Source organism: Chitinophaga polysaccharea, assembly GCF_007829335.1.
Lineage (GTDB): Bacteria > Bacteroidota > Bacteroidia > Chitinophagales > Chitinophagaceae > Chitinophaga > Chitinophaga polysaccharea_B.
In genome coordinates this window covers 210,960-235,641 of record NZ_VIWO01000002.1, presented here as the reverse complement: position 1 = coordinate 235,641, position 24,682 = coordinate 210,960, and the positions used below count along the sequence as shown (strand labels likewise).

The window sequence follows — 24,682 nt, the reverse complement described above, 5'->3', positions numbered from 1 at the left end:
AAAGAGATGAATTATTTTTTATAGCCAATCGTCAGCAACGGAGACCCTGCCAAAGGCATGTAATAGTTGTTGATGTCTACCAGCGCTGAGTCAACAGTTGGTAATTTAACATTGGCGTAGCCACCAGTACCTTCAGTAACCGTACCTCCATTTTCGAGGTAGATGTATGCGTTAGGATAGATGGTGCCACCAGTGGTACGAGGCTGGATGATAGCGTTAGAATTAACGATTTGCGGAGCAGTCATACCCAGGTAACCGTTGATGCGGATTCCCACACCACCAATACGGGCAATGGTATTGTTGAGAATTTGTACTACTGCGTTGTTGGTACCTCTCAGGCTCACCCCATCCAGCTGGTTGTCTCTGAACAGGTTGTTTTTGATAATGTGCGTAGCGCCATTTTCACCGGAACCATAGAACTGGCAAAGTTCGCCCCAACCATCATGTACATAGTTATCGTGCACATTGGTGTTGGTGGTACGGCCACCGATTAAGATACCACCTGCATCGGCACTACCATGTTTGGTAGCCCAGTTGGTTACTTCGTTACCGTATACTTCCAGGCCATCAATAGCAGAAGTCTGAATACCATCTGCACCGCTGCCAGATACTGTGTTATTATAGATCTTAACATTGCGCCATTTGATAGGCTGCGCATACTGTTGACCGGAAACAAAACCGGATGGAGATCCATAGTAAGGCGTATTGGTAGTCATATCCCAGTAAGTAGCGGTATGACCGATATACATGGCTTCGTTGAAAGTACCAGTGATAGATACATCATGTATCAACAGGTTTTCCATGTAGGAATTTGGATACTGTGTAGTCAGATCGCCGGCAACCACTTCTGTTTTTGCCCACAAACCGGTACCACCGTTCTGGATGGTGATGTTACTTACTTCAAAGTTATCTGAGTGTTTGGCAAGTGCCACGTTAAAATAAGCTTGTCTGCTGCTTTGGGTACTACCGCTCACAACAAAGTTAGATTTTGAGCTCTGACCTCCTACTTTTACATAATGACAATCGCTGAAGCTGAGTGCTGTAGCCCAGGAACCACCGTTCCAGGTTGGGCTTCCAATAGTGGTAACAGTGCCCGTAGCGTTACGAACAATGATAGGACTACCTGCACTTCCACGTAAGTTGTTGAAAACAACGGCGGCGAAGTTTCCTTTGAGGCTTATTACATCTCCTCCCTTATAAATGCTGCCATCTACCACCAGGTGGCCGGCTGCATCGGGTACGAGTATATATTCCTTTCCGGTGATCGGTGCTGCTGTGGCAACCGTATCAGTTGATGTTGAAGGTTTAAGTTGGTCCAATTGCGCCTTATTACAGCTTTCCGCTGTAACCAGATATGTCAGGGCAATTGATAAGACTGTGAACATAGTCAATCGTGCAGTGCTGAAATGCCTCATGGTTTTTCAAATTATTTGTATGGTTTCAATAAAATATCTACTATTAAAAAGTTAATAGTAAATGGTGATCATCTGATATGGACTCGGTTTTTCTAAAAAATAACTGCACACATATTAACGTCTCCGGAAACAATTAAAACGGTCCGATTATAATTTATGGCTGCGAATATCCAGAATTTTGGATACAAAACAGCACTCTAACGCACCTCCGAAACGAAATATTATATGCCGGTAATGAGGCATTTTTAAGTTATCTGTTGTTAGAGAAACTAAATTGCTCAATTCAACCTTTGGTCAGAAATATACCGAACCCATAACGCCCTTGCCTACTCTAAAACATAGGCTGATCAACCGTATTATTATTAATAATATACATTAAAAATAATAATACATAAATTTTTATTGAAAAAATTGAAAAAAATTTGAAAAACTTTTCCACATTCTTAAAAAAGACGCGGGTAAAGCATTAAATGATTAAAAAAGGTATAGGTTAAAAACAAAACAGCCGCTTCAAAAGTTTTGAAACGGCTGCCTTATTTTATAATTTGTATCACCCGGATCTTACAACCCGAATGCTGCTTTTACTTTTTCCACGTAGTCCAGTTTTTCCCAGGTAAACAGCTCTACTTCCACAGTTTTCTCATGTTTTTTACCCTTGTTGAACACTTTGGTCACTACCTGGGACTCACGGCCCATGTGGCCATAAGCTGCTGTTTCACTATAGATAGGATTGCGCAGTTTCAGACGCTGTTCGATAGCATATGGGCGCATATCAAAGATTTCTTCAATCTTCTTAGCGATTTCACCATCAGTCATTTTCACTTTAGAAGAACCGTTGGTATTCACGTAAACACCGCAGGGTTTGGCAACGCCGATAGCATAGGAAACCTGTACCAGTACTTCATCACAAACTCCTGCAGCTACCAGGTTTTTGGCAATGTGACGGGTGGCGTAAGCGGCAGAACGGTCTACTTTGGAAGGATCTTTACCGGAAAATGCACCACCACCGTGAGCGCCTTTACCGCCATAGGTGTCTACAATAATCTTACGGCCGGTTAAGCCGGTATCACCGTGAGGACCACCAATAACGAACTTGCCGGTTGGGTTGATATGGTGATTGATATCGAAACCATCGAACAGCTTTTGCAGTTCTGGTTTCAGCTGCGCTTTCACCCGGGGGATCAGGATGTTGATCATATCCTCCTTGATTTTTGCGAGCATTTTTTCATCGGAATCAAAATCATCGTGCTGGGTAGAGATTACGATGGTATCAATTCTTACTGGTTTATTATCATCAGAATACTCAATTGTTACCTGGGACTTAGCATCGGGGCGCAGGTATTTGATGTCTTTATTCTCACGACGCAGTACGGCCAGTTCCAGCAGCAGCTTATGTGCCAGGTCGAGCGCCAGCGGCATATAGTTCTCGGTTTCGCGGGTGGCATAGCCAAACATCATCCCCTGGTCACCAGCACCCTGCTCTTCCGGAGATTTACGGTCTACCCCCTGGTTGATATCAGGTGATTGTTCATGGATAGCAGACAGGATACCACAGGAATTTGCTTCAAACATATATTCGCTCTTGGTATAGCCGATCTTGCGGATTACTTCTCTTGCGATGTCTTGTACATCGAGGTATGCCTCAGATTTCACCTCTCCTGCCAGTACAACCTGACCGGTAGTTACAAGCGTTTCACAAGCTACTTTAGATGATGCATCATATGCCAGAAAGTTATCAATCAAAGCGTCGGAGATCTGATCAGCTACTTTATCAGGGTGTCCTTCTGAAACGGATTCAGATGTAAATAAGTAAGGCATAAAAAACTGGGATTAGTAGTTTTATGGTTTAGTGTAAATAATTCTAAGTTTCATATTGTATTGCGACAGATTACCTCCGCCTACTTTCACCCTATCCACGTCTATGGGCAGAGAGGAAGTATTCAACGCTTTCAGCTTGAAACCATTATTGGCATCGAGTTTTTTGATAAACCGCTGTACCGTATTGGCAAGGTTAAATGTATACTGAACTACCTGTATTCCTCCGAAGTTAGTAATTACCTGGCGGGTTCCTCCATAGTAACTGGGGCCACCGGATGAATAGTAGTCGATGGGCACCTTGGTGGAGTCCCCATTGCCATATTGCAGTAAAGATAAGCTTCCTGGTTCAATAAAAATATTATTCATGTCAGAAGGCCCGGCAGTAATTTGTGTAATAATTAATTCTGCCTTGTTGATCATCACATTAGGAAAGTTTTCCAATCCTGGGATAGTCAGCTTCGTATACAAACCTGGCGCATTGTTCAGGAACAGGATACTGTCGCCTTGCGGGTTGCCGGTATTGATAAACCTGCCCGCCTGCGAACCATTGTAATTCCTGGTGAAATAGTTGGCGTGAGCGCTGGTATATTGGTTGAAGCTCATGACGGCCTGCAGCGAGTCCTTTTCCGAGTTCTTGTAAAATACGGTCAGTTTCGTATTTACATCATTGAGCGACAGGTAAATCATGTTCCGGTTGGTACCCAGCATAGTATCCGGTATAATGGCAAATCCTTTCAGATAAGCCCTGAATGCGGAGTCGGTAGCAAAGGCGCCATCCGATTTCTGCTGGAGTAACTCGTTACCAAAGGCAGGACTCAGTTTAATACGCAGCTGTGCTGCTTCTTTGTTACCGTAAACGCTTACTGAATCACGGAGACTCAGGGGCGTTACCGTCACCTGGCCCAGGAGGTTACTTTTATCGTATCCCAATGCCCGGTCATAGGCGTAGTTGGTATCGATGGTAAACTTAGGATCCGTCATGCGGTAAATGCGGAACGTCTGCGGCGTAGAAGAATCTCCTGTATAGCCTGCATATGCGAGTGACAATACGACGGAATCGAGGGTTTGCCCGGCTCCTTCGAAGGTGAAGGCGCTTTTGGGCAGTGATACCTGCGTGTATACAAAGGCGTGGCTTTTGCCAAAAACCGGGTCCGTAGTAATAGAGCCCAGGATTTTCCGATAACTGCTATTACCGTTTGCAATAGCCGAATCATACCGGAGGATGTTGTTGGCGATGATACCGGAAATCACGGTGTCCTGTGCATTTACAAAATCGCCGGGAGGAATAAGGCCACTTCCGAGCAGGGTAGATTTATTACAACCTGCGGCGCCAAACAGTAGAGTAATATAGGTTGCTAAGAAACTAAGGTTTCTGAAATTGATCTTCACGCGTTATGTTGTTAGTGAGTATTGGTTAAACTGCCGAACATGCTGAAATAGCTACTTACCCAGCAACTGGTTGTATAATGCGAGGTAATCGCCAAGATCATCATTGTCTTTCTTGAAAGGCAAAATTATCTTTCCCTTCTCTGCTTTTACTTCGTCCACCACTTTCTTTTCCAGCTTGTCGCCCGCCAGTACCACCGCATCGGCGTATTTGGCAGCTCCCCTGTTCAATGCAGTGTTGGTACCTTCCTTAAACAGCTCCATATCCTTTTCTTTGATCTGGTTACTGATGGTGGCTTTCTTCACAAAGGTGGTGCCTAACTTTTCTTTGAATGTGTTAGGCGTCAGCGAATATATGATTTTTGAGTTGGCAAAAACCGGCTCCTTCTTATAGGCAGTTTTCAGATACATCGGTATCAGAGAGGTCATCCAGCCACTGCAATGAATAATGTCCGGAGGCCATCCGAACTTTTTCACTGTTTCCAGGGCTCCCTTACAAAAGAAGACAGCTCTGGCTGCATTGTCGTCAAAAAACTCTTCGTTTTCATCGGCAAATACAGTCTTCCGCTTAAAATAATCTTCATTATCCAGGAAGTAAACCTGCAACCGGGCATTCGGAAGGGATGCCACCTTGATAATCAACGGGTAATCATCCCCGTCAATCACAATGTTGATACCCGACAACCTTACCACTTCGTGCAAACGGTGTCTTCTTTCATTAATAATTCCAAATCTGGGCATGATCACTCTCACTTCCAGGCCAGCCTCATTGGACTTAATTGCCATTTTATTGACCATGTTCGCGTAATCACTCAATTCCAGGTACGGCGACATCTCTTGGGCAATAAAAAGAATTCTTTTCTTTGTGGACATTTAACGCTGATTATTAATGCAGTAATTTTAATTTGGCTTGCAAAATTACGGATTTTTTACGGAATATTGGCCAATCTGTCAGTTTTAACATCCTTTTAAGCAATGATTTATGTATCTATTTAAGCGCAGCACGGACCTGAAGAAGCATCTGGACCTGGTAAGAAAAAATAACAAAAGCATTGGATTCGTGCCCACTATGGGAGCCCTCCACGATGGGCATCTGTCACTTATTCAGGCCGCCAGGAAAAATACTGACGTGGTCATTTGCAGCATCTTCGTCAATCCAACCCAATTCAATGATCCTAAAGATTTTGAAAAATATCCCATCACCATTGAAGAGGATATTAAAAAATTAAATCATGCATCAACAGATATACTTTTTTTACCATCCGTAGAAGAAATGTACCCGGAAGGACTGGAAAGTGATCTGCATTACGACTTTGGCGACCTGGAAACTATCCTGGAAGGCAAATTCCGGCCCGGACATTTCCAGGGGGTTGGCCGCATTGTTCACAAGTTACTGGATATTGTGCAACCAGACCAGCTTTTTATGGGACAAAAAGATCTGCAACAGTGCCTGATCATCCGTCGCCTGCTGCAGATCACCCATTCTCCCGTAAAACTGGTGGTGTGTCCTACGGAAAGGGAAAAAGACGGCCTGGCCATGAGCAGCCGCAATACCCGGCTCTCTCCTGCCGCCCGCAAAAAGGCCACCGCCATCTACCACGAACTGATGACTATCAAAAATAACTTTGGTAAAGGCCTCTATTTCATGGAAGAAGCTCTTGAGGCTTTTGACCACCTGAAAAAAGAGGGCTTTGAACCGGAGTACGTCGACATACTCCAGCTGGAAAACGGCATGCTCCGTCCCCTGGATCAGCCTCCCGGCGATGCCACGGTTGTAGTAGCGCTGGCCGCCTGGCTCGATGGAGTCCGCCTGATCGACAACATGATATTACAGGGCAGCCTCTAGCCTTATGGAACAAGACATGCAGCGCACGCTGCACCAGGACTGCATGTCTTGTTCAATCTTCCATATTTTTTCCCTAGTTTTGCAGACGCTCTTTTAATAAGCGTTAAGCCAGTACAAATTATGCAAATCGAAATTTTAAAGTGTAAGATTCACCGCGCAGTAGTTACCGAAGCCAATCTGCAATATGTTGGAAGCATTACGATTGACGAAGACCTGATGGATGCTGCTGGTTTAATTGAATACGAAAAAGTCCAGGTATTAAACGTAAATAATGGGGAAAGACTGGAAACCTATGTCATCAAAGGTAAACGCGGTTCCGGCGTCATTTGTATGAATGGCCCTGCGGCCCGCCTGGTAGCTCCCGGAGACATTGTGATTATTATTTCCTATGCCACCATGGATTTTGAAGAAGCTAAAAAATATACGCCTATTGCCATTTTCCCTAAAGAAGGGAATAAATTGTAACCCTTATTGTTATTAACACCCTAAACAACTTTGGATCATGCCCAAAACGCTTAAGAACGTCATTAAGTTTGTTTGCTTTTTTGGCATAGGGGTGCTGTTGATATGGCTGTTCACCAGGAATATCAATGCAGCAGAGTGGGACCAGATTAAAGTGGCCCTGCGCAAAGCCAACTATTGGCTGCTGATCCCTACTATGACCATCGGCATCGCCAGTCACTGGTTCCGGGCCGTAAGATGGAAGCTCCTGATGAAGCCCCTGGGCCATCAACCTACCACCCTCAACACCTTCTTTGCCGTGATGGTAGGCTACCTGGCCAACCTGGCCGTACCCCGCCTGGGAGAAGTAACCCGCTGTGGTTTACTGGCCCAGTATGAAAAAGTACCGGCCGACAAACTGGTAGGCACCATGATTGCCGAACGCGCCGTGGACCTGGTATGCCTTATTCTCCTCATGATCCTTACCGTGGTAACCCAACTCGATCTTCTCGGCTCCCTGGTAAATGAAACCGTTTTGCAGCCCATCTCCAACAAGATAGCGCATGCCAATGGCATGCAACTGCTGACAGGCATCATTATACTTGCCGTGATACTCGTAGTATTAGGATGGTTACTCCGCCGCTTTGCCCGTTCCAAAATAGCCATCACTGTAAAAGGCCTGATCAGGGGCATAACGGAAGGCTTCCTGTCGATCGGCAAAATGGAAAAGAAGAAAAAAGTGTGGTTCATTATCCATTCCGTATTGATCTGGTCCTGCTACCTCTCCCAGGTATACATTGGCTTTTTCTGTCTCCAGGAAACCAGCCACCTGGGCATCAGCGCGGCCCTGGCTGTACTCATGATCGGTAGTGTAGGCATGATCGTTATGCCCGGCGGTATCGGCGCCTATCAGCCACTGGTACAGAAAACACTGGAAATCTACAGCATCCCTTCCGCTATCGGTTTCGCCTTTGGCTGGATTATCTGGGTAGCGCAAACCATGTTGGTGATCCTCCTCGGCTTTGTTAGCCTGGTGGCCCTCCCGATCTATAACAAAAAGAAAGAAGCCGTACCCGTAACACCTTAGTTTTCCAACGGCTAAAAGATATCGATTAGGAGCGCCCCGCTAACGTGGGGCGTTTTTTATTTCCTGTAAAGACGCCGGACCGCATGAAATATCCTGTTTTTCTTTAACTTTAATTTAATACTTCAATTAAAGCGAAAGCCGTATCATCGTATTTTAGTATGATGTGAATTTTTTGAATGTAAATTAGTTAGTATGCGTTTGCAGAATAGTGAGAACCTCGATATCATGACAATGCCTGAAGTAATTGTATCTAAAAAAACAGCCCGGAAAAAGCCCCTGCCCGAAAAGAAAAAAATGATAGCCCGGGATATCAGCTGGCTGGCTTTCAATGCCAGGGTATTACAGGAAGCCGCTGATAAAACAGTTCCCCTTCACGAACGTATTCGCTTTCTGGGTATCTTTTCCAACAACCTCGACGAGTTTTTCAGGGTACGCGTAGCCACCCTCAAACGCATGATGTCTTTTGGCAAATCCGCCAAAATGCATCTCGAAGAAAATCCCGACAAAATACTGGATGAAATCCAGGCCAGGGTAATAGAACAACAACGGGAATTTGACCAGGTATGGAAAGATATTGCCACAGAAATGGAAACGCAGCATATCTACCTCCGCACCGAAAAACAGCTCAATAAAGAACAACAGAAATTTGTACTCAACTACTTCAATGAGCAGGTACGTACCAACATCATCCCGCTCATGATTGAGAGTATACAACAGTTTCCCATCCTGCGCGATAAATCTATTTACCTGGCCATTGTGCTGGCCCGCCAGGATAATTCGGTACGACAGAAATTTGCATTGATAGAAATCCCTACCAACGTACTTCCCCGGTTTATCATTCTTCCTTCCAAATCCGGAGAGCATGATATTATCCTGCTGGAAGACCTGGTACGCTTCTGTTTACCAAGCATCTTCGTTTATTTTGGTTACGATAAATTTTCCGCACACATCATCAAAGTAACCCGTGATGCGGAACTCGACATCGATAATGATATCTCCGACAGCCTTATTCACCAGATTGAAAAAGGCCTAAAAGACCGGCGTAAAGGCAAGCCCGTAAGATTTGTATACGACAAAGATATTGACCCGCTGCTGCTCGAATACCTGATGCGCCGGCAGGGATTATCAGGGAAAGATAACCTCATCCCGGGTGCCCGTATCCATAACTTCAAAGATTTTATGGACTTCCCGGAATCTATCTTTCCCCCTCATACACACCGTAAAACCTTTACCCATCCCCTGTTTTTAAATGCGCCCAGCGTAATGCACGTTATTCAGCAACAGGATGTGATGCTCCATTTCCCTTATCACAGTTTCGATACCATTATCGACCTGTTAAGGGAAGCCGCCATAGATCCCAACGTATCCGCAATCAAGATAACTGCGTACAGGCTGGCCCGTAATTCAAAAATTATCAATGCCCTGGTGAATGCCGTACGTAACGGTAAACAGGTAACCGTAGTACTGGAGCTGCGTGCACGCTTTGACGAAGCAGCCAATCTTGACTGGAAATCCAGGCTGGAGGAAGAGGGCGTAAAAGTATTGCTGGGTATTCCCAACATGAAAATACATGCCAAACTATGCGTGATTAAAAAACGGATTGGCAATAAAACCATTCAATGCGGCTTTATCAGCACCGGTAACCTCAATGAAAAAACAGCCCGGGTATACGGCGACCATTGCCTGCTGACAACCAACCGCCTGATCATTGCCGACATGAACCGCATCTTCTCGTACCTGGAAAGTCCGCGGCATGATATCAAAATACTACAGGGCTGCAAAACCCTGCCGGTTAGTCCGCTCAACATGCGCGACACTTTCCTGCGGCTGATAGACCGGGAAATTAAGAACGCCAAGCACAAAAAGAAGGCCGCTATTACCATCAAAATGAACTCCCTCTCTGATGTGATGCTGATTGCCAAGTTGTATGAAGCCGCCAAAGCGGGCGTAGATGTGAAGATGGTGATCCGGGGTATCTGTTGCGCCTATACGGAGAATAAAAAATGGAAGAAAAATATCAACGCCATCAGCATTGTAGATGAATACCTGGAGCATGCCCGCGTATTTATTTTCCATCATGGCGGGGCAGAGAAAGTATTCATTGCTTCCTGCGACTGGATGGTGCGTAACCTGGACCACCGCATAGAAGCCGCCGTACAAATAACAGATCCGGCTATACGACAGGAGCTGATAGATATTATGCAGGTACAGCTGAGCGGCAACGTAAAAGCCCGTATTCTGGATAACGAGCAGACTAATCAATACAAGAAAGAGGGGGATAAAAAGATCCGTACCCAGGTAGAAATCTACCGGTACCTGCACGAAAAACAATACCTGTAAATTTAAAATGTTTTACTTTTGGCTTTTGATCTAACGACTGACAGATGAAATTAGCTGCGATTGATATTGGCTCCAACGCTGCCAGATTACTCATTTCTGAAGCATCGCCAAATAGTTCCGGAGTAATGGACTTTACCAAGCTGAATCTGGTAAGAGTACCGTTGCGACTAGGGTTTGACGTATTTACCAGCAATATCATCTCGGAAAAAAAAGCCGAACAACTCATCAATACCATCAAATCCTATCGTCTCCTGCTCGACGTATATGATGTAAAATACCTGAAAGCCTGTGCTACCTCAGCCATGCGGGATGCCACCAATGGCCCTGAAATCCTGCAGCAGGTAAAAGACGCTACCGGTATCGATATAAAAATCATTTCCGGCCAGGAAGAAGCAGCTTTTATTTATGAGAACCATGTAGCCGAACACCTGGATACCACCAAGTCGTACCTCTATATAGACGTAGGTGGCGGTAGTACGGAGCTCACCCTCTTCAGTGCCGGTAAACAGGTATTCAAAGAATCGTTTAACATAGGTACGATCCGGCTGTTGCAGCAACAGGTGACCGATGTACAATGGCAGCAGCTGAAAGATTTTCTGAAACAACAGCTCAAAGGGGCCGGTCCTGTATACGCGATCGGCTCCGGCGGCAACATTAATAAAATATTCTCTCTCTCTAAACGCAAAGAAGGTAAACCACTATCACTGGATACGCTGAAGGATTACTACAAGGAATTCAGCAGCTTTACCGTAGAAGAACGCATTCACCTCTATAACCTCCGGGAAGACCGCGCCGATGTGATCGTACCTGCCTTGCAGATCTACGTAAACGTAATGCGCTGGGCAGATACACCGGAAATTTTCGTTCCTAAAATCGGGCTGGCAGATGGTCTTATCCACGCCCTTTACGAGGAAATAGCCGTTAGCCGCACATAAAAAACATTTCCTTTTATCTTTTTATATTATCACCTTTGCGGTTATTGCTAACAGCCCTTAAATGCTAAAAGCTACTGCTTATGTCAGTCCATAAAGAAATAAAGCGTATCACCACGCATGTACTACAGAAGATGAAGGTGGACGGAGAAAGAATATCTATGCTCACTGCATACGATTATTCTATGGCCCGCATTTTTGACGATGCCGGTATTGATATCATACTAGTCGGTGATTCTGCTTCCAATGTAATGGCCGGTCATGAAACCACGCTGCCCATTACATTAGATCAGATGATCTACCATGCCGCTTCGGTGGTAAGAGCCATTAAACGTTGCTTTGTAGTAGTAGATCTTCCTTTTGGTTCCTACCAGGGAAATTCCAAGGAAGCACTGAGTTCTGCGATCCGCATTATGAAGGAAACAGGTGCGCACGGTATTAAAATAGAAGGCGGCGAAGAAATTATCGAATCCGTAAAACGTATTATCTCCGCCGGTGTACCGGTAATGGGCCACCTGGGACTTACCCCTCAATCTATTTATAAATTTGGCACTTACGCCGTACGGGCCACAGAAGAAGCTGAAGCCAATAAGCTGATCAACGACGCCAAACTATTGCAGGATGCCGGTTGCTTCGCCATTGTGCTGGAAAAAATCCCTGCTGCACTGGCCAAAACAGTGGCCGAGTCGGTAGAAATTCCTATTATCGGTATTGGCGCGGGTAAGTATGTAGATGGCCAGGTACTGGTGATGCATGACATGCTGGGTATCAATAAGGAGTTCAAACCACGCTTCCTGCGCCGTTACCTCGATCTTTATGCAGAAATCTACGGGGCCACCCAGGCCTATATTCATGATGTAAAAGCCAAAGATTTCCCGAACGACAACGAACAATACTAAACCACTAAGCTCATTCTTTACAGCCCCCCGCTTTTAACGGGGGGCTGTTTATTTTTTATAGATATCGCTTTTCTTTCGTTTCAAATACTTATATTTGTTCATCACTTTTATAAGTTGAATGAATCATCTGTTAAACATACAGCTTTCTCTTCTCTCCTATTTACGGAGCACCTGCTCCCATGTGCCATAGGTAGCACAAAGGGCATTTAACTTCCCTACATATTTTTCTTGCTGCACTACCGCTCAAGCGGTTAACTGTATTGCATTTCAGCATTCCTGCAATGAATGATCGGCGTTAGCTGTACCGGTGTTTTCCATGGTATAAACTATACACCTGTCATTCATAAGAGTTTGTTGCAGTAAATATAACGTTAACGCATATACGTAGTGTGGAATAATGGCTATGTATTTTCACTAAACAAGTGAAGCTAACCGCTTCACGCATCACTATAATTCCAAACAGATTATGAAACGCGTAATGATTATCGGCGCCGGCAAGATCGGTGAAACCGCAGCTTTCCTGCTGCAACAGTCTGGCGACTATACTGTAACCCTGGCAGACAGTAATGAAGGGCTTTTACAGAAATGTACAGATGAGGGCATTCACAAAACCTTGCTGAATGTAAACGATGCCGCCGCTTTAGAGCAGGCATTAACCGACCAGGATATGGTGTTGAGCGCCTGTCCCTTTTACCTGAACGTAAAAATTGCCACCGCCGCCGCTAAAGCCAACACCCACTATTTTGATCTTACAGAAGATGTGGCTACTACTAATGCTATCCGTGAAATAGCCGCCAAAGCCAATGTGAGTTTTATGCCACAATGTGGCCTGGCGCCGGGATTTATCAGCATTGCCGCTCATGATATTGCCAAACAATTCGACACCCTGGATGCCGTTCGCCTGCGAGTTGGCGCCCTGCCCCAGTTTCCTACCAATAGCCTTATGTATAACCTTACCTGGAGCACCGATGGCCTGATCAACGAATATTGCAACCCCTGCGATGCCATTCATGAAGGCGAACGTAAGGAAGTAATGCCTATGGAAGGCTACGAACGCTTTGCCCTCGACGGCGTGGAATACGAAGCGTTTAATACCTCCGGCGGACTAGGCGCCCTGGCGGAAATACTGGACAACAAAGTATATAACCTCGACTATAAAACCGTACGTTATCCTGGTCACTGTAACCTGATGAAAATCCTGCTCAACGAGCTTAAACTCAATAAAAAGAGGGAAATGTTGAAGGAGATTATGGAAGATAGCATACCTTTCACCCCACAGGACGTGGTGCTGGTATTTGTATCCGTTTCCGGCACCGTAAATGGCCGTTCGGTACAACGCTCCTACTCCCGTAAAATCTACAACCAGGCTATAGCCGGCAAGGATTTCACGGCCATCCAGCTAACCACTGCCGGTGCTGCCTGTGCGGTAATCGACCTCCATGCCAAGGGCAAATTGCCGGCTACCGGCTTTGTTCGCCAGGAAGATGTGGCATTCGGAGATTTGATCAAGAACCGCTTTGCGGTATATTATAATTAGTTTTTAACTATCTGCTCTTGGTAAATTACTGTAAAGAGCGGCCTCTTTACCAGAAATACTAACAGCTAATTGCAAAAACGCATCCTCCATGTTAAAAGATGTATTAAATGGGCTGATGGAACGCTATCAGCAGCGGGTTCCGGATGTGGCGGCAGTGATTACCGCCATGATAAAAGAAGGAATGATCCGGAAGGCAGATGATATAGAGAACGATCATATTGCGTTCAGAACAATGGGAGTTCCTCAGCTGGGGGTGGCTTCGCTGGAAAAAATATTTCTGCACTATGGCTACCGGAAAATGGATCACTACCATTTTGCCGCCAAAAAGCTGGATGCCTGGTGGTATGCCCCCCCTGCACCCCAGTATCCACGGATCTTTATCAGCGAACTCCGGGTGAAGGATCTCAGCCAGCAGGCACAGGATATTATTCATAGCTATACCCGCGAGGTGAGCAGCGACCCGGTAGATCAACTGAACCTGGATGATAGCGCCGCTGTGGATACCTTTTTACACAGCGCCCTGTGGCGTACCCCTACCGTGGCAGATTACAAGCTGCTGGCGGCCGAAAGTGAGTATGCCGCCTGGGTAATTTACAACCGCTATTACCTGAATCACTTTACCGTGAGCGTGCATAACCTGCCGACAGGATATAATACAGTAGCCGATTTCAATACTTTCCTGGAGAAACATGGCTTCCGGCTGAATGATGCCGGGGGCAAAATCAAAACCAGCCCGGATGGTATGTTGTTACAGAGCGCTACTGTAGCCCGTATGATCACCGCCGAATTTGCCGGCGGCGAAAAACAGGATATCGCCGGCTCTTACGTTGAATTTGCCGAAAGAAAGGTACTCCCCGCATTTGCCGGACTCCCGCCGGGAGAAATCCGCCGCGAGCACCGCCGGGAAGGCTTTGAAGCCGGTAATGCCGATAAGATCTTCGAAAGTACCTACGCTGCCCAAACAAAAAAAACTTCCTAATTTAGTTCAATAATACACCTGACAATGGTTGAAGATATTTTAAAAGCATTAGGTATCCAGGGTGAACAAAGCGGTGTCAGCACCGGCGCTTACTGGCTGCCAGCTCACGGAGCTATCATTACCTCCGTATCTCCGGTAGATGATAAAAAAATTGCCGCTGTAAAAGGCGCCAGCCGGGAAGACTACGACCAGGTGGTGGCTACCGCCCAGGAAGCCTTCAAAGAATGGCGTCACTGGCCCGCTCCCAAGAGAGGAGAAATTGTGCGGCAAATTGGCGAGGCCTTGCGTCAACATAAAGAGCACCTGGGTAAGCTGGTGTCTTATGAAATGGGAAAAAGCCTGCAGGAAGGCTATGGAGAAGTACAGGAGATGATCGACATCTGTGATTTTGCTGTTGGATTATCGCGGCAGCTGCACGGGTTAACCATGCACTCTGAGCGCCCCGGGCATCGCATGTATGAGCAGTGGCATCCACTGGGTATTACCGGCATCATTTCCGCCTTCAACTTCCCGGTAGCCGTATGGAGCTGGAACTCCATGCTGGCATGGGTTTGCGGAAACGTTTGTATCTGGAAGCCTTCAGAAAAAACACCAGTGACCGCGCTGGCTTGTCAACGTATAGTCGACACCGTATTTGCTGCCAATAAGGTACCCGAAGGCGTGTGTAACCTGGTAATCGGCGACCGTGATGCCGGCGAATGGATGTCGCACGATACCCGTATCCCGCTGGTATCTGCTACTGGTTCCACCCGTATGGGTAAAGCCGTAGGAGCAGCTGTAGGACAACGTTTGGGACGCTCCCTGCTGGAATTGGGTGGTAACAATGCCATTATTATTTCGCAGGATGCCGACCTTGATATGTCCATCATTGGTGCTGTATTTGGCGCCGTGGGCACAGCCGGGCAGCGTTGTACCTCTACCCGCAGGCTCATCATCCACGAAAGCGTATACGACGCTTTTACCGCCAGGCTGGTAAAAGCCTATTCACAATTACGCATCGGCAACCCGCTGGATCAGCATAACCATGTAGGCCCATTGATTGATAAAGCAGCCGTTAACGCTTACCTGGATTCCATTGAACAGGTAAAAGCACAGGGAGGCAGCTTCCTCGTAGAAGGTGGCGTGCTTTCCGGTGCTGGGTATGAATCCGGCTGCTATGTGAAACCTTGTATTGCGGCGGTGGAAAATACCTACGCGATTGTTCAGCATGAAACCTTTGCTCCCATCCTGTATGTGATGAAATACAAGACCCTGGCGGAGGCTATTGCTATGCAGAATGATGTGCCGCAAGGGCTTTCCTCTGCCATCATGACCCTCAACCTGCGGGAAGCGGAACAATTCCTCTCCCATGCCGGATCTGATTGCGGTATTGCCAACGTAAACATCGGTACTTCCGGTGCAGAAATCGGCGGTGCTTTCGGGGGTGAAAAAGAAACCGGTGGTGGTCGCGAAAGCGGTTCCGATGCATGGAGAGCCTATATGCGCCGTCAGACCAATACGATCAACTATTCTACCAGCTTGCCTTTGGCACAAGGAATCAAGTTCGATTTCTAAGCATTGAGCATAAAAGCTATTAAAACAAACGACCGGTGCGGATATTCGTACCGGTCGTTTGTTTTAATAGCTTTTTACGCTTATGATGGCTGCTTTCGCTTTTTTTCGGATTCCAGCTCCGAGGCGGTAGCCCCGGAGCTTTTAACTTTCATGACTGGAACTGCTACCCGATCAGATTTTTAAAAGCGGTTGATAAAATGCGTGACTAATATTCTTTTTGTACAGCCCAGGCTGCACCTTACTCTACATACTGCGTGCACGGTTCTAAAAATAGTAGCGAGGTTAGAGAACCCCGCTTTTCGTTAAACGGAAACCATGCTTATGAGAAAAGTAAAAATGGCGGGAAGCCATTAAATACTCTTCTGGATATAAATATTAAACTTTTTTTTGAATATTCATATTCAACTTTTGTGCTACGGGTGCATTACTGCCACTCTGTTTCACGATCAAAACCTGTCCACATCCTTTGTCATAAAGGGTTTTGATCTCTTTTCCTCTTAAACCGGTACGATAAATCATCGCAGTAATATTTTCCGGATCACTGCAAATAACAATGGTTTTGCCTTTATTTCTCTTTATCAAGTCGTTAAATACGCTGGCGGCCTGCTCTGGATCATCGGTCAATTTGAAATAGTCCAGTTGCTTCATCCGGGCTTTTGCCAACGGGGTAACTGTTTCCACGGCGCGATTCACAAAGGTGGTGTAAATGGCGGAAATGTCCATTCCATCCAGCGAGGATACCAATTGACTGGCCTGCTGCTGCCCGGTGGTGCTCAGGTTGGCATCTGCAGAGGTGGAAACTTCCATTTCACCTGCGTTCACGAAAATAAGGGTGGTTACTTCGGGTTCTCCCGCAGACACCCGCAAACCAGTAGCCAGCAAAGTGGCCATCAGAACTGCTTTAAACATGACGATAGATTTAATAAATGAAAAATGGATACCTGTAAAAGAAATAGCATCCCGGTTAGATATGGTAGAAGAGCTGGTATAATGTGTATCAGAACAACCCAAAACTACGTCGCTTTCCATCGATCATCAACCACATTATGACAGGTGGCTGCCCGTGCTGGCAAGCTACTTTATCAAGATAAGAATGACATTTCCGGTTAAACCACCCCTTTTTACTGCAATCATACTGCTCCCGTTCTTCCATTCTCCAATCAACCAATAAATAGCGCGTTTATCATTAAAATTTAATGTTATACCGCTTTTTCTATACCTTTATCGTTTATCATCAAGATATTTTTAGTTGTTTTTATAGGGAAAATTATTGAACATGAAATTGTTTAGTCGAGAGGTAGCGGCCCTTGCCGGCTGCGTTGCGTTGATGACTGCATTTACAACAAGCGCCGATGCACAAAGTAAAGTCCAGGTTCCCAAAAACTGGCAACTCTTAAGCTACGATACCGATAGTGTGTTCGGTACGTCTACCGAAAAAGCTTATAAAGAATTGTTAAAAGGGAAGAAAAGCTCCCCGGTTATTGTAGCCGTCATCGACTCTGGTATCGATACACTGCATGAAGACCTGAAAAACATATTGTGGACCAACCCACGGGAAATACCCGGTAACGGCAAGGATGACGACCGTAATGGCTATATAGACGATATCCATGGCTGGAACTTCCTCGGAGGTAAAGACGGCTCCAGCCTAAAAGAAGACTCTGAAGAGGCAGCCCGCGAATACTACCGTTATAAAACCCAATATGGCAATCCTGATTCTGCGCTGGCAAAAGATTCAAAGGAATATACCGTTTGGCAGCAATTGCAATCGAAAGTAGAAAAGCCTAACTCCCAGTTTAAAGTGCAATACAAGAGCATGTCCAAGCTCCAGGAAAACGTGAACAAATGTGAAACCATCCTGAAAAACTACCTGGGCAAAGACGATTTCAATGTAGCACAACTGGACAGTATTCAAACTACCAACCAGGATGTACTGCTGGCCCGCAACTTCATGAGTCGACTGTTGAAAAGCGCCGGCGATGAACCAGCTACTTTCGGCGAGTTCAAAATGGAATTCGATGAGTACATGAATGAACTGAAACGTAAGGCAGAAGCCACCGATGTACTGCCCAACGCTAACCGGGAAAGGATTGTAGGCGACAACCTCGAAGATATCAACGACAACAAATACGGCAACAAGGATGTAATGGGTACTTTCGGGTTCCATGGAACACACGTATCCGGCATTATTGCCGCCTCCAGGAATAATGGCATAGGTATCGACGGCGTAGCCGACAATGTACGTATCATGGCCGTAAAAGCGGTTCCTGACGGCGATGAAAGAGATAAAGACGTAGCCCTGGCTATCCGCTATGCAGTGGATAACGGCGCTCAGATTATCAATATGAGCTTTGGCAAGCCCTTCTCGCCTCATAAAGAATGGGTAGATGCCGCAGTGAAATATGCAGAAGAAAAAGGGGTATTACTGGTGCATGCCGCCGGTAATGATGGCGCCAACAACGATTCCGTTGCCAACTACCCTAACCCGAACTACCTCGACGGTGGCCGGGCTGCCAACTTTATCACCGTAGGTGCCATCAGCGCCGGCACCATGCCTGATAAAGTGGCGAGCTTCTCCAACTACGGCAAGAAAGAAGTAGACTTGTTTGCACCGGGCGTTCAAATCTACTCTACGATCCCGGGTGGTAACAAATACGGTTCTGCCAGCGGTACCAGCATGGCCAGCCCGGTTGTGGCAGGGGTAGCTGCACTGGTACTCTCCTACTACCCTGAACTCAGCGCCAGGCAACTGAAGTATGTGCTTGAAAAGAGCGCTACCCCGCTGCCGGATGGTTCTACCATGGTTAATAAACCAGGCAGCACCGACGAAAAAATTGCTTTTTCAGATTTATCTGTTACCGGGGGCCTGATCAATGCTTATGAAGCGTTGAAGCTGGCGGCTACCATTAAGGGAGAAAATGTGAAAGGGAAGAAACAACACAAAGCAAAAGTGAAACCGATCAAAAAGAACTAACCGGTATCGATTATACTAAAAAGACCTGGCTACGATACATTGGCCAGGTCTTTTTAATTTTAAACGCGTTTTATTTAACGAGGCGCAGGCTGAGTGGGTAACGGTATATCCTACCTTCATTAGCACGTACCGCTGCCACGATACTGAAAATAACATTGAGGAGCCATAATATCTGTACCAGGCTTCCCCATCCCCAGGTAAAACTGAAATTCCACCATGGCCGTGACCAAAACGTAGCCACTGACCAAATGCCATACAGAATATTTTCAACGATTTTGGCGGCAATAACTGCCAGGCTATAGGTGATCTGAAAATTCACGGCTTCCTTGCCCTGATCGTCCACTAAATGGGAATCATTGCGCTTAATCAGCCATAGTACCAGCGCCCCGATAATATTGCCTACAGTAGGGATGATCCACATACCAATAAGGCCGCCCAGGTGAATAAAGGTACTCCAGGTACGTTCTTCTTTAGGATTCATAAAATATAAGATTAAATATTAAAGGGAAGTTAACAGCTTATTTTAGCATATCAAAAGAGAAGAAGAAAAAAACTACAAACCTGTAAGCCGGATTCTGTTCCCCCCGCTTTCGTGGGGGGCTGCTATCATTTATCTGCGGCAACGTTCGCACGTTGCCTGTATCTGCCTACCCTCGGTCATCGGACGAGCAGCCCTCAGGCGACCGTATACATGGCATTTCAGCACGCAAGGTTTACCCGCACAAACAGTTACCTGCCTGCACCGTGGGCTCTTACCCCACTTTTTCACCCTTACCTCTACCGGGGTAGAGGCGGTTATTTTCTGTGGCACTGGCTGTGCCTCCACCAATGATGGAGGCCCCACCCGTTAGGTGGTGCGTTGCTCTGCGCTGTCCGGACTTTCCTTCCCACTGAACAAGTCAGCGAAACGATAGCACGGTTTGTAGTTGAGGCGCGAAGGTAAGAAAATATTACCTAAACGTTATTTCTGTAGCGCCATATCCATATTTGGCGTGGTATTGATTAACGAAGTTGGCTACTTCCGGCGTTTGTCGCAATAGCTGGTGAATTTCATCCCGCAGCTTTCCTTTACCCACACCATGAATCACTACCAGGTTGTGCTGATGATGACTGATCGCCAGTTCCAGGTAACGTTGAAAAGCATTGAGCTGGATAGCCAGGATGGCGATATTGCTCAATCCTTTCCAGTTTTTTTCCAGCGCCTCTATATGCAAATCTACCTCCTGCTTAGGGGTCAGCGTTGTTTCAGGCTGCAGTTGTATTTTACTCAGCAGGCTGGCAAAGTTCCCGGATCCGATGGTGGTAACAGGCGCCTTCTTTTTAGGCTGCTCCGGTGTAGGTTCGGGCGCTGGTTCCCTCTCCGGGAATTTATCAAATAAAGGATAAGTAATGGTGGCTTCTGCCTTGGTACGCAACTGTTCCAGCTGCACAAACATTTGTTTTGCCTTGATTCTCCAGGTCTTCTTCACAGAAGTAGCCAGCTTGGGTTGCGGCTCTTTCAGGAAGAAAGTAAACTCAAAACGGGGATTATCATTCAGCGATTCAAACAGCAGGTCAGCCAGGTAGAAATGATTGTAGGGCTGGATCTCATTCTTTATTTCCAGATCCAGCTGATTGTTCAGCCAGATCTGAAAATAGAAACGCATGGCATGCGGAGTATCGTTGAACAGGTGAAACTTCATCAGTTTCACTGTTTCATCTAAACCGTCCATCTGGTATACCGGTAAAACAGACAGGAACATGCCCTTATCTGTTTTAAACACTTCGTATTTGCTTCTGTCTACTTTGATTTCATCGCCGGGAATGAGCCGCGGCTTTTCCTTTACCAGCTTCTGCTGGGTAAAACGATGGAAATATGGGAAGTCTATCTGGTCGAGATACACCGGGAAAGATGTCCCTTTTATCTCGATCATTACCATGTTATCATTCACCAGTTCAACAACCGTTCCTTCTTCTTTTGAGCTCAACAGCAGTATCCTGTCGCCTATTTGGTATTTCATAATTGCATTCTTCAGACTGCAAAAATAGAAATTTGAAAGGATATGCGGGCCAGAGATATCCGGAATATCAGAAGTCGATATACTTGTGGTTACGTTTTTCAGGGTGCCGGCGCATATAGTCATCAACAGAAATACGGCCGCTTCCTTCCACCAGGAAGACAATCAGCAACAGGAGCACCAGGATTGCAAGGCCTGTAGAAGGATATACATTAAATAACTTAGTAGGAGAATGTACGAAGAAAACGGCGCCCAGGAGGATGGGTATGTTGACAATCACGGAAAACCGCGTCACCAGCCCCATAGCAATAAATAAACCGCCGACGATGTGGGCAAATACAATATAATGCCCCAGTATGATTGACATGGCCGCCATCGTAGGCCGCTGACTGATCATAGACACCAGGGCATCTCTGTCCATCACAAACAGGACACCTATTCCCATGAGAAATATGCCCAGCAGAATGCGTACTGCACTCAGCCAATTGGGACTATGGGTGTCGCCCCAGTGTTCAACCCGTTGTAGCATGTTCATAAAATATAAATTTTAAGATCAAAGAGCTACTGTGAAGTTACGAAAAAGAAAAGAGCGGAATGCATATAACTATTACGGGGAGAAGAGAACAGGTTACCTGTTCTCTTCTCCCCGTAATTACGTATAAAGTACGGCTTATGCCTGTTTTTCCTTTACTGCCAGTTTACTGTGTGAATAGCTGTAGCCGATGTAAATCACTAAGCCCACGGCCAGCCAGATAGAAAATACGATCCAGTTTTTCAGGGCTATTTCTGTCATCAGGTAAAAACAGCTGAGCATGCCTAATACCGGTATCAACGAAAGTTTACGGGTAGCAGACAGATAAGTAATTATCAATGTTACCACCACAAACAGGTAGAAAGGAATATTATGTTTCCATACATCCCAGCCTCCTTCCATAGACAGCTTGACCAATATTTCTTTGTTAAACAGGATGATCAGGCCAACTACCAGTGCGGGAACAATCCATTGCCCGTTGATGTATGGCAGTTGAAAACGTTTGGTAGTGGCTTTTTCCTCGCGGGGAAGTATCAATACGCCGCCGCATACCAGGATAAAGGCAAACAGGGTACCGATGCTGGTGAGGTCTGTTACAATCGTCAGGTTGAGGAACAGCGCCGGAATACCAACCAGCAGGCCGGTTATAATCGTGGCGTAGGAAGGTGTTTTAAACCGGCGGTGGATCGTGCTGAACCGGCGGGGCAACAACCCATCGCGGCTCATGCTCATCCAGATGCGGGGCTGACCAATCTGGAATACCAGCAATACGCTGGTAGTTGCCACCACGGCACTCACAGAAATGAGGTAGCTGATCCACGGTAAATGTACCTGATCAAAAACAAACGCCAGGGGATCATCTACCTTCAGGTTATAAAACGGTACCATACCCGTCAACACAAAAGAAATCAGCACATATAATACAGTACAGATAATAAGCGAATAAATCATGCCTTTAGGCAAATCCCGCTGTGGATTGGCACACTCTTCCGCAGTAGTACTTACTGCGTCAAAGCCAATATAAGCGAAAAATACGGCCGATACCCCCTTCATGACACCAGAGAACCCATTAGGCATAAAAGGCGACCAATTGGCCTTATTTACATAGAAAAACCCTACTACGATCACAAAGAGAATCACCAGAATTTTGAGCGCCACCATGAAGTTGGCGCTCCGTTTACTTTCCTGGATACCTACATAAGCCAGGTAAGTAACGATTACCACAATAATAAAGGCGGGCAGGTTAAGAATGATCGGGATACCGGCAATATGCGGGGCTGCGGCTACCAGGGCCGGACTGGCGCTGTCGTAGTTGCTGGCCAGCCAGCGCGGCAGGCTCAATCCGAGGCCACCAAGGAGGTTATTAAAATACCCGCTCCAGGAAATGGCCACGGCGATATTCCCGATAGCATATTCCAGGATCAGCGCCCAGCCTATCACCCAGGCCGCTAATTCTCCAAAAGTAACGTAAGAGTAAGTATAAGCGCTGCCGGATACCGGCACCCGGGAGGCAAATTCGGCGTAACAGAGGGCAGAAAATCCACAGGTAATCGCAGTAATCACAAATAACAGGGATACGCCCGGACCGCCATGAAAAGAAGCTTCCCCGATGGTGGAAAAGATGCCGGCGCCAATAACCGCCGCAATTCCCATGGCAGTAAGGTCCTTTACTTTCAGCACCTTATGCATTCCCCCTGTTTCATGACCGTCTGCCAATCCATCTTTGGCATCTTTTAAAATAGTGGCAAGCGATTTTTTTCGAAACAGCGAATTAGACATTGGCTAAGGAATTACGTGTTACAGTTTGGCTTTTAATGTAATTTGAAAAAATCCTGTCCCGGTAAAATAAAAATGCTGATTACCCTGATTAAATCTTTCAGAAAAAAATCAGTGTAAACAGCATTCTCACTTTCATCCTGAATAAGACAAGCGCGAATATAACGCGAATTTAAATACAAAACTTATTGCTGGCGGTTTAACAGGTAGTTGGCCAGGTCCATCAGCGGCGCTTTGCGGGACGACAGTACCGCGATATGATCGAGGCTCTGGAAAGCCAGCTGGGTAAAGCGTTCTTTTTCCTTTTCGGCCCACTCATCTACCTTGCAGGCGCGGAACAGTTCCAATACCCTTTCTACCTTGTTTGCCGGCGACGTTTCCATTAACCGGATCAGTTCAGCCTTTTGCGCCGCGTTGCACAGTTCAAAAGCCTTGAGTAACAGGAACGTTTTTTTATTCACCAGGATATCGCCACCCTGTTGTTTTCCAAATTTTTCGGGGTCTCCGAAAGCATCGAGGTAGTCGTCCTGGATCTGGAAAGCAATACCTACATTTTTCCCGAAGTTGTACAGGTGTTGCTGGTTTCCCTCTCCGGCGCCACCGATGATAGCGCCCAGCTGCAGGCTGGCGGCCAGCAATACCGAAGTTTTAAGGCCAATCATGTTTACATAATCATCGTATTGCACGGTTTCAGGGTCCACGCTTTCGAAATCCATGTCCAGCTGCTGGCCTTCACACACTTCAATAGCCGCTTTATTAAAAACGCTGATGATCTTCTGTTTGTAATGTGCCTGCACCTTGTTGAGTCGTTCGTATACATTGATCAGCATCACATCTCCGGCCAGGATAGCGGCCGGGTCGCCATACACCTTATGTACAGTAGGCTTACCGCGACGAAGCGGCGCTTTATCCATGATATCATCATGCACCAGGGTGAAATTATGGAAAAGCTCAATAGCACTTCCCACCTCCAGGGCATCCGGGCGCAGGGCATCAAATAACTCATTTCCCATCAAACACAATACCGGCCGAATTCTTTTACCACCTATTCCCAGGATATGAGAGGCCGCGTCATACAGCTTCCGGGGTTGCTCCGGAAAATGTTGCTGATTAAAATGTTGACTAAACTGGGCTATTAAATCTTGAAATGACTGCATCTCTCGTGGCTC

The 24,682-nt window shown here is 46.2% G+C and carries 20 protein-coding genes and 1 other RNA gene; 10 read left to right on the top strand and 11 right to left on the bottom strand.

The features are described 5' to 3' along the window. Nucleotides 1–11: 11 nt before the first annotated feature. From FHW36_RS09065 to FHW36_RS09050, 4 genes are all read right to left on the bottom strand, one after another. Nucleotides 12–1,319 carry a right-handed parallel beta-helix repeat-containing protein gene (locus tag FHW36_RS09065; RefSeq protein WP_186452359.1) on the bottom strand — a complete coding sequence of 436 codons (1,308 nt, stop codon included), beginning with the start codon at nucleotides 1,317–1,319 and terminating at the stop codon, nucleotides 12–14. Between the two features lie 657 nt (nucleotides 1,320–1,976). Next, the gene (metK, locus tag FHW36_RS09060; RefSeq protein ID WP_145665978.1) at nucleotides 1,977–3,233 is read right to left on the bottom strand and encodes a methionine adenosyltransferase; all 1,257 of its coding nucleotides are present in this window, start codon (nucleotides 3,231–3,233) and stop codon (nucleotides 1,977–1,979) included. A 21-nt stretch (nucleotides 3,234–3,254) separates the two neighbouring features. Continuing rightward, on the bottom strand, nucleotides 3,255–4,622 hold the full coding sequence (locus FHW36_RS09055; RefSeq protein ID WP_145665975.1) for a DUF4270 family protein: 1,368 nt from the start codon (nucleotides 4,620–4,622) through the stop codon (nucleotides 3,255–3,257). Nucleotides 4,623–4,673: 51 nt separating this feature from the next. Beyond that, nucleotides 4,674–5,492 (bottom strand): glycogen/starch synthase, encoded by an 819-nt coding sequence (locus FHW36_RS09050; protein ID WP_145665967.1) that lies wholly within the window; start codon nucleotides 5,490–5,492, stop codon nucleotides 4,674–4,676. A 109-nt stretch (nucleotides 5,493–5,601) separates the two neighbouring features. Here FHW36_RS09050 and panC point away from each other — a divergent pair, with 109 nt between their 5' ends. The 9 genes from panC (at nucleotide 5,602) to amaB (ending at nucleotide 16,234) form a co-directional block, all read left to right on the top strand. Beyond that, the gene (gene panC / locus FHW36_RS09045) at nucleotides 5,602–6,465 is read left to right on the top strand and encodes a pantoate--beta-alanine ligase (protein ID WP_145665955.1); all 864 of its coding nucleotides are present in this window, start codon (nucleotides 5,602–5,604) and stop codon (nucleotides 6,463–6,465) included. Between the two features lie 120 nt (nucleotides 6,466–6,585). Then, nucleotides 6,586–6,930 (top strand): aspartate 1-decarboxylase, encoded by a 345-nt coding sequence (gene panD / locus FHW36_RS09040; protein WP_133811105.1) that lies wholly within the window; start codon nucleotides 6,586–6,588, stop codon nucleotides 6,928–6,930. Nucleotides 6,931–6,967: 37 nt separating this feature from the next. Further along, nucleotides 6,968–7,993, top strand: a complete 1,026-nt coding sequence (locus FHW36_RS09035; RefSeq protein WP_145665952.1) for a lysylphosphatidylglycerol synthase transmembrane domain-containing protein — start codon at nucleotides 6,968–6,970, stop codon at nucleotides 7,991–7,993. A 192-nt stretch (nucleotides 7,994–8,185) separates the two neighbouring features. Continuing rightward, on the top strand, nucleotides 8,186–10,333 hold the full coding sequence (gene ppk1 / locus FHW36_RS09030; protein ID WP_145665931.1) for a polyphosphate kinase 1: 2,148 nt from the start codon (nucleotides 8,186–8,188) through the stop codon (nucleotides 10,331–10,333). Nucleotides 10,334–10,377: 44 nt separating this feature from the next. Further along, the gene (locus tag FHW36_RS09025) at nucleotides 10,378–11,268 is read left to right on the top strand and encodes a Ppx/GppA phosphatase family protein (protein WP_145665926.1); all 891 of its coding nucleotides are present in this window, start codon (nucleotides 10,378–10,380) and stop codon (nucleotides 11,266–11,268) included. 80 nt (nucleotides 11,269–11,348) lie between these two features. Further along, nucleotides 11,349–12,164: a 3-methyl-2-oxobutanoate hydroxymethyltransferase gene (gene panB, locus FHW36_RS09020; RefSeq protein WP_145665924.1), complete on the top strand. Its 816-nt coding sequence runs from the start codon at nucleotides 11,349–11,351 to the stop codon at nucleotides 12,162–12,164. Nucleotides 12,165–12,630: 466 nt separating this feature from the next. Then, the gene (locus FHW36_RS09015) at nucleotides 12,631–13,701 is read left to right on the top strand and encodes a saccharopine dehydrogenase family protein (RefSeq protein ID WP_145665922.1); all 1,071 of its coding nucleotides are present in this window, start codon (nucleotides 12,631–12,633) and stop codon (nucleotides 13,699–13,701) included. Between the two features lie 88 nt (nucleotides 13,702–13,789). Continuing rightward, the gene (locus FHW36_RS09010; protein ID WP_145665919.1) at nucleotides 13,790–14,680 is read left to right on the top strand and encodes a DUF1338 domain-containing protein; all 891 of its coding nucleotides are present in this window, start codon (nucleotides 13,790–13,792) and stop codon (nucleotides 14,678–14,680) included. A gap of 24 nt (nucleotides 14,681–14,704) precedes the next feature. After that, nucleotides 14,705–16,234, top strand: a complete 1,530-nt coding sequence (amaB, locus tag FHW36_RS09005; RefSeq protein WP_145665914.1) for an L-piperidine-6-carboxylate dehydrogenase — start codon at nucleotides 14,705–14,707, stop codon at nucleotides 16,232–16,234. Nucleotides 16,235–16,609: 375 nt separating this feature from the next. Here amaB and FHW36_RS09000 read toward each other — a convergent pair whose 3' ends face one another. Then, a complete protein-coding gene (locus FHW36_RS09000; RefSeq protein WP_186452358.1) occupies nucleotides 16,610–17,143 on the bottom strand; it encodes a histidine phosphatase family protein in 534 nt (177 codons plus the stop codon). A gap of 367 nt (nucleotides 17,144–17,510) precedes the next feature. Here FHW36_RS09000 and FHW36_RS08995 point away from each other — a divergent pair, with 367 nt between their 5' ends. After that, on the top strand, nucleotides 17,511–19,208 hold the full coding sequence (locus FHW36_RS08995) for a S8 family peptidase (protein WP_222429032.1): 1,698 nt from the start codon (nucleotides 17,511–17,513) through the stop codon (nucleotides 19,206–19,208). Between the two features lie 70 nt (nucleotides 19,209–19,278). On the opposite strand, the gene FHW36_RS08990 is transcribed toward FHW36_RS08995, so the two are convergent. From FHW36_RS08990 to FHW36_RS08965, 6 genes are all read right to left on the bottom strand, one after another. Beyond that, nucleotides 19,279–19,689, bottom strand: coding sequence for a DUF4870 domain-containing protein (locus tag FHW36_RS08990; RefSeq protein WP_145665903.1), 411 nt, complete (start codon nucleotides 19,687–19,689; stop codon nucleotides 19,279–19,281). Nucleotides 19,690–19,756: 67 nt separating this feature from the next. Then, an RNA gene (gene rnpB, locus FHW36_RS08985) (RNase P RNA component class A) lies at nucleotides 19,757–20,135 on the bottom strand. Nucleotides 20,136–20,158: 23 nt separating this feature from the next. Further along, nucleotides 20,159–21,208 carry a Smr/MutS family protein gene (locus FHW36_RS08980; protein WP_186452357.1) on the bottom strand — a complete coding sequence of 350 codons (1,050 nt, stop codon included), beginning with the start codon at nucleotides 21,206–21,208 and terminating at the stop codon, nucleotides 20,159–20,161. Between the two features lie 67 nt (nucleotides 21,209–21,275). Then, a complete protein-coding gene (locus FHW36_RS08975) occupies nucleotides 21,276–21,740 on the bottom strand; it encodes a DoxX family protein (RefSeq protein WP_145665894.1) in 465 nt (154 codons plus the stop codon). Between the two features lie 135 nt (nucleotides 21,741–21,875). Then, nucleotides 21,876–23,516 (bottom strand): amino acid permease, encoded by a 1,641-nt coding sequence (locus tag FHW36_RS08970; RefSeq protein WP_145665889.1) that lies wholly within the window; start codon nucleotides 23,514–23,516, stop codon nucleotides 21,876–21,878. Between the two features lie 182 nt (nucleotides 23,517–23,698). After that, nucleotides 23,699–24,670: a polyprenyl synthetase family protein gene (locus FHW36_RS08965; protein ID WP_145665884.1), complete on the bottom strand. Its 972-nt coding sequence runs from the start codon at nucleotides 24,668–24,670 to the stop codon at nucleotides 23,699–23,701. Nucleotides 24,671–24,682: the final 12 nt, after the last annotated feature.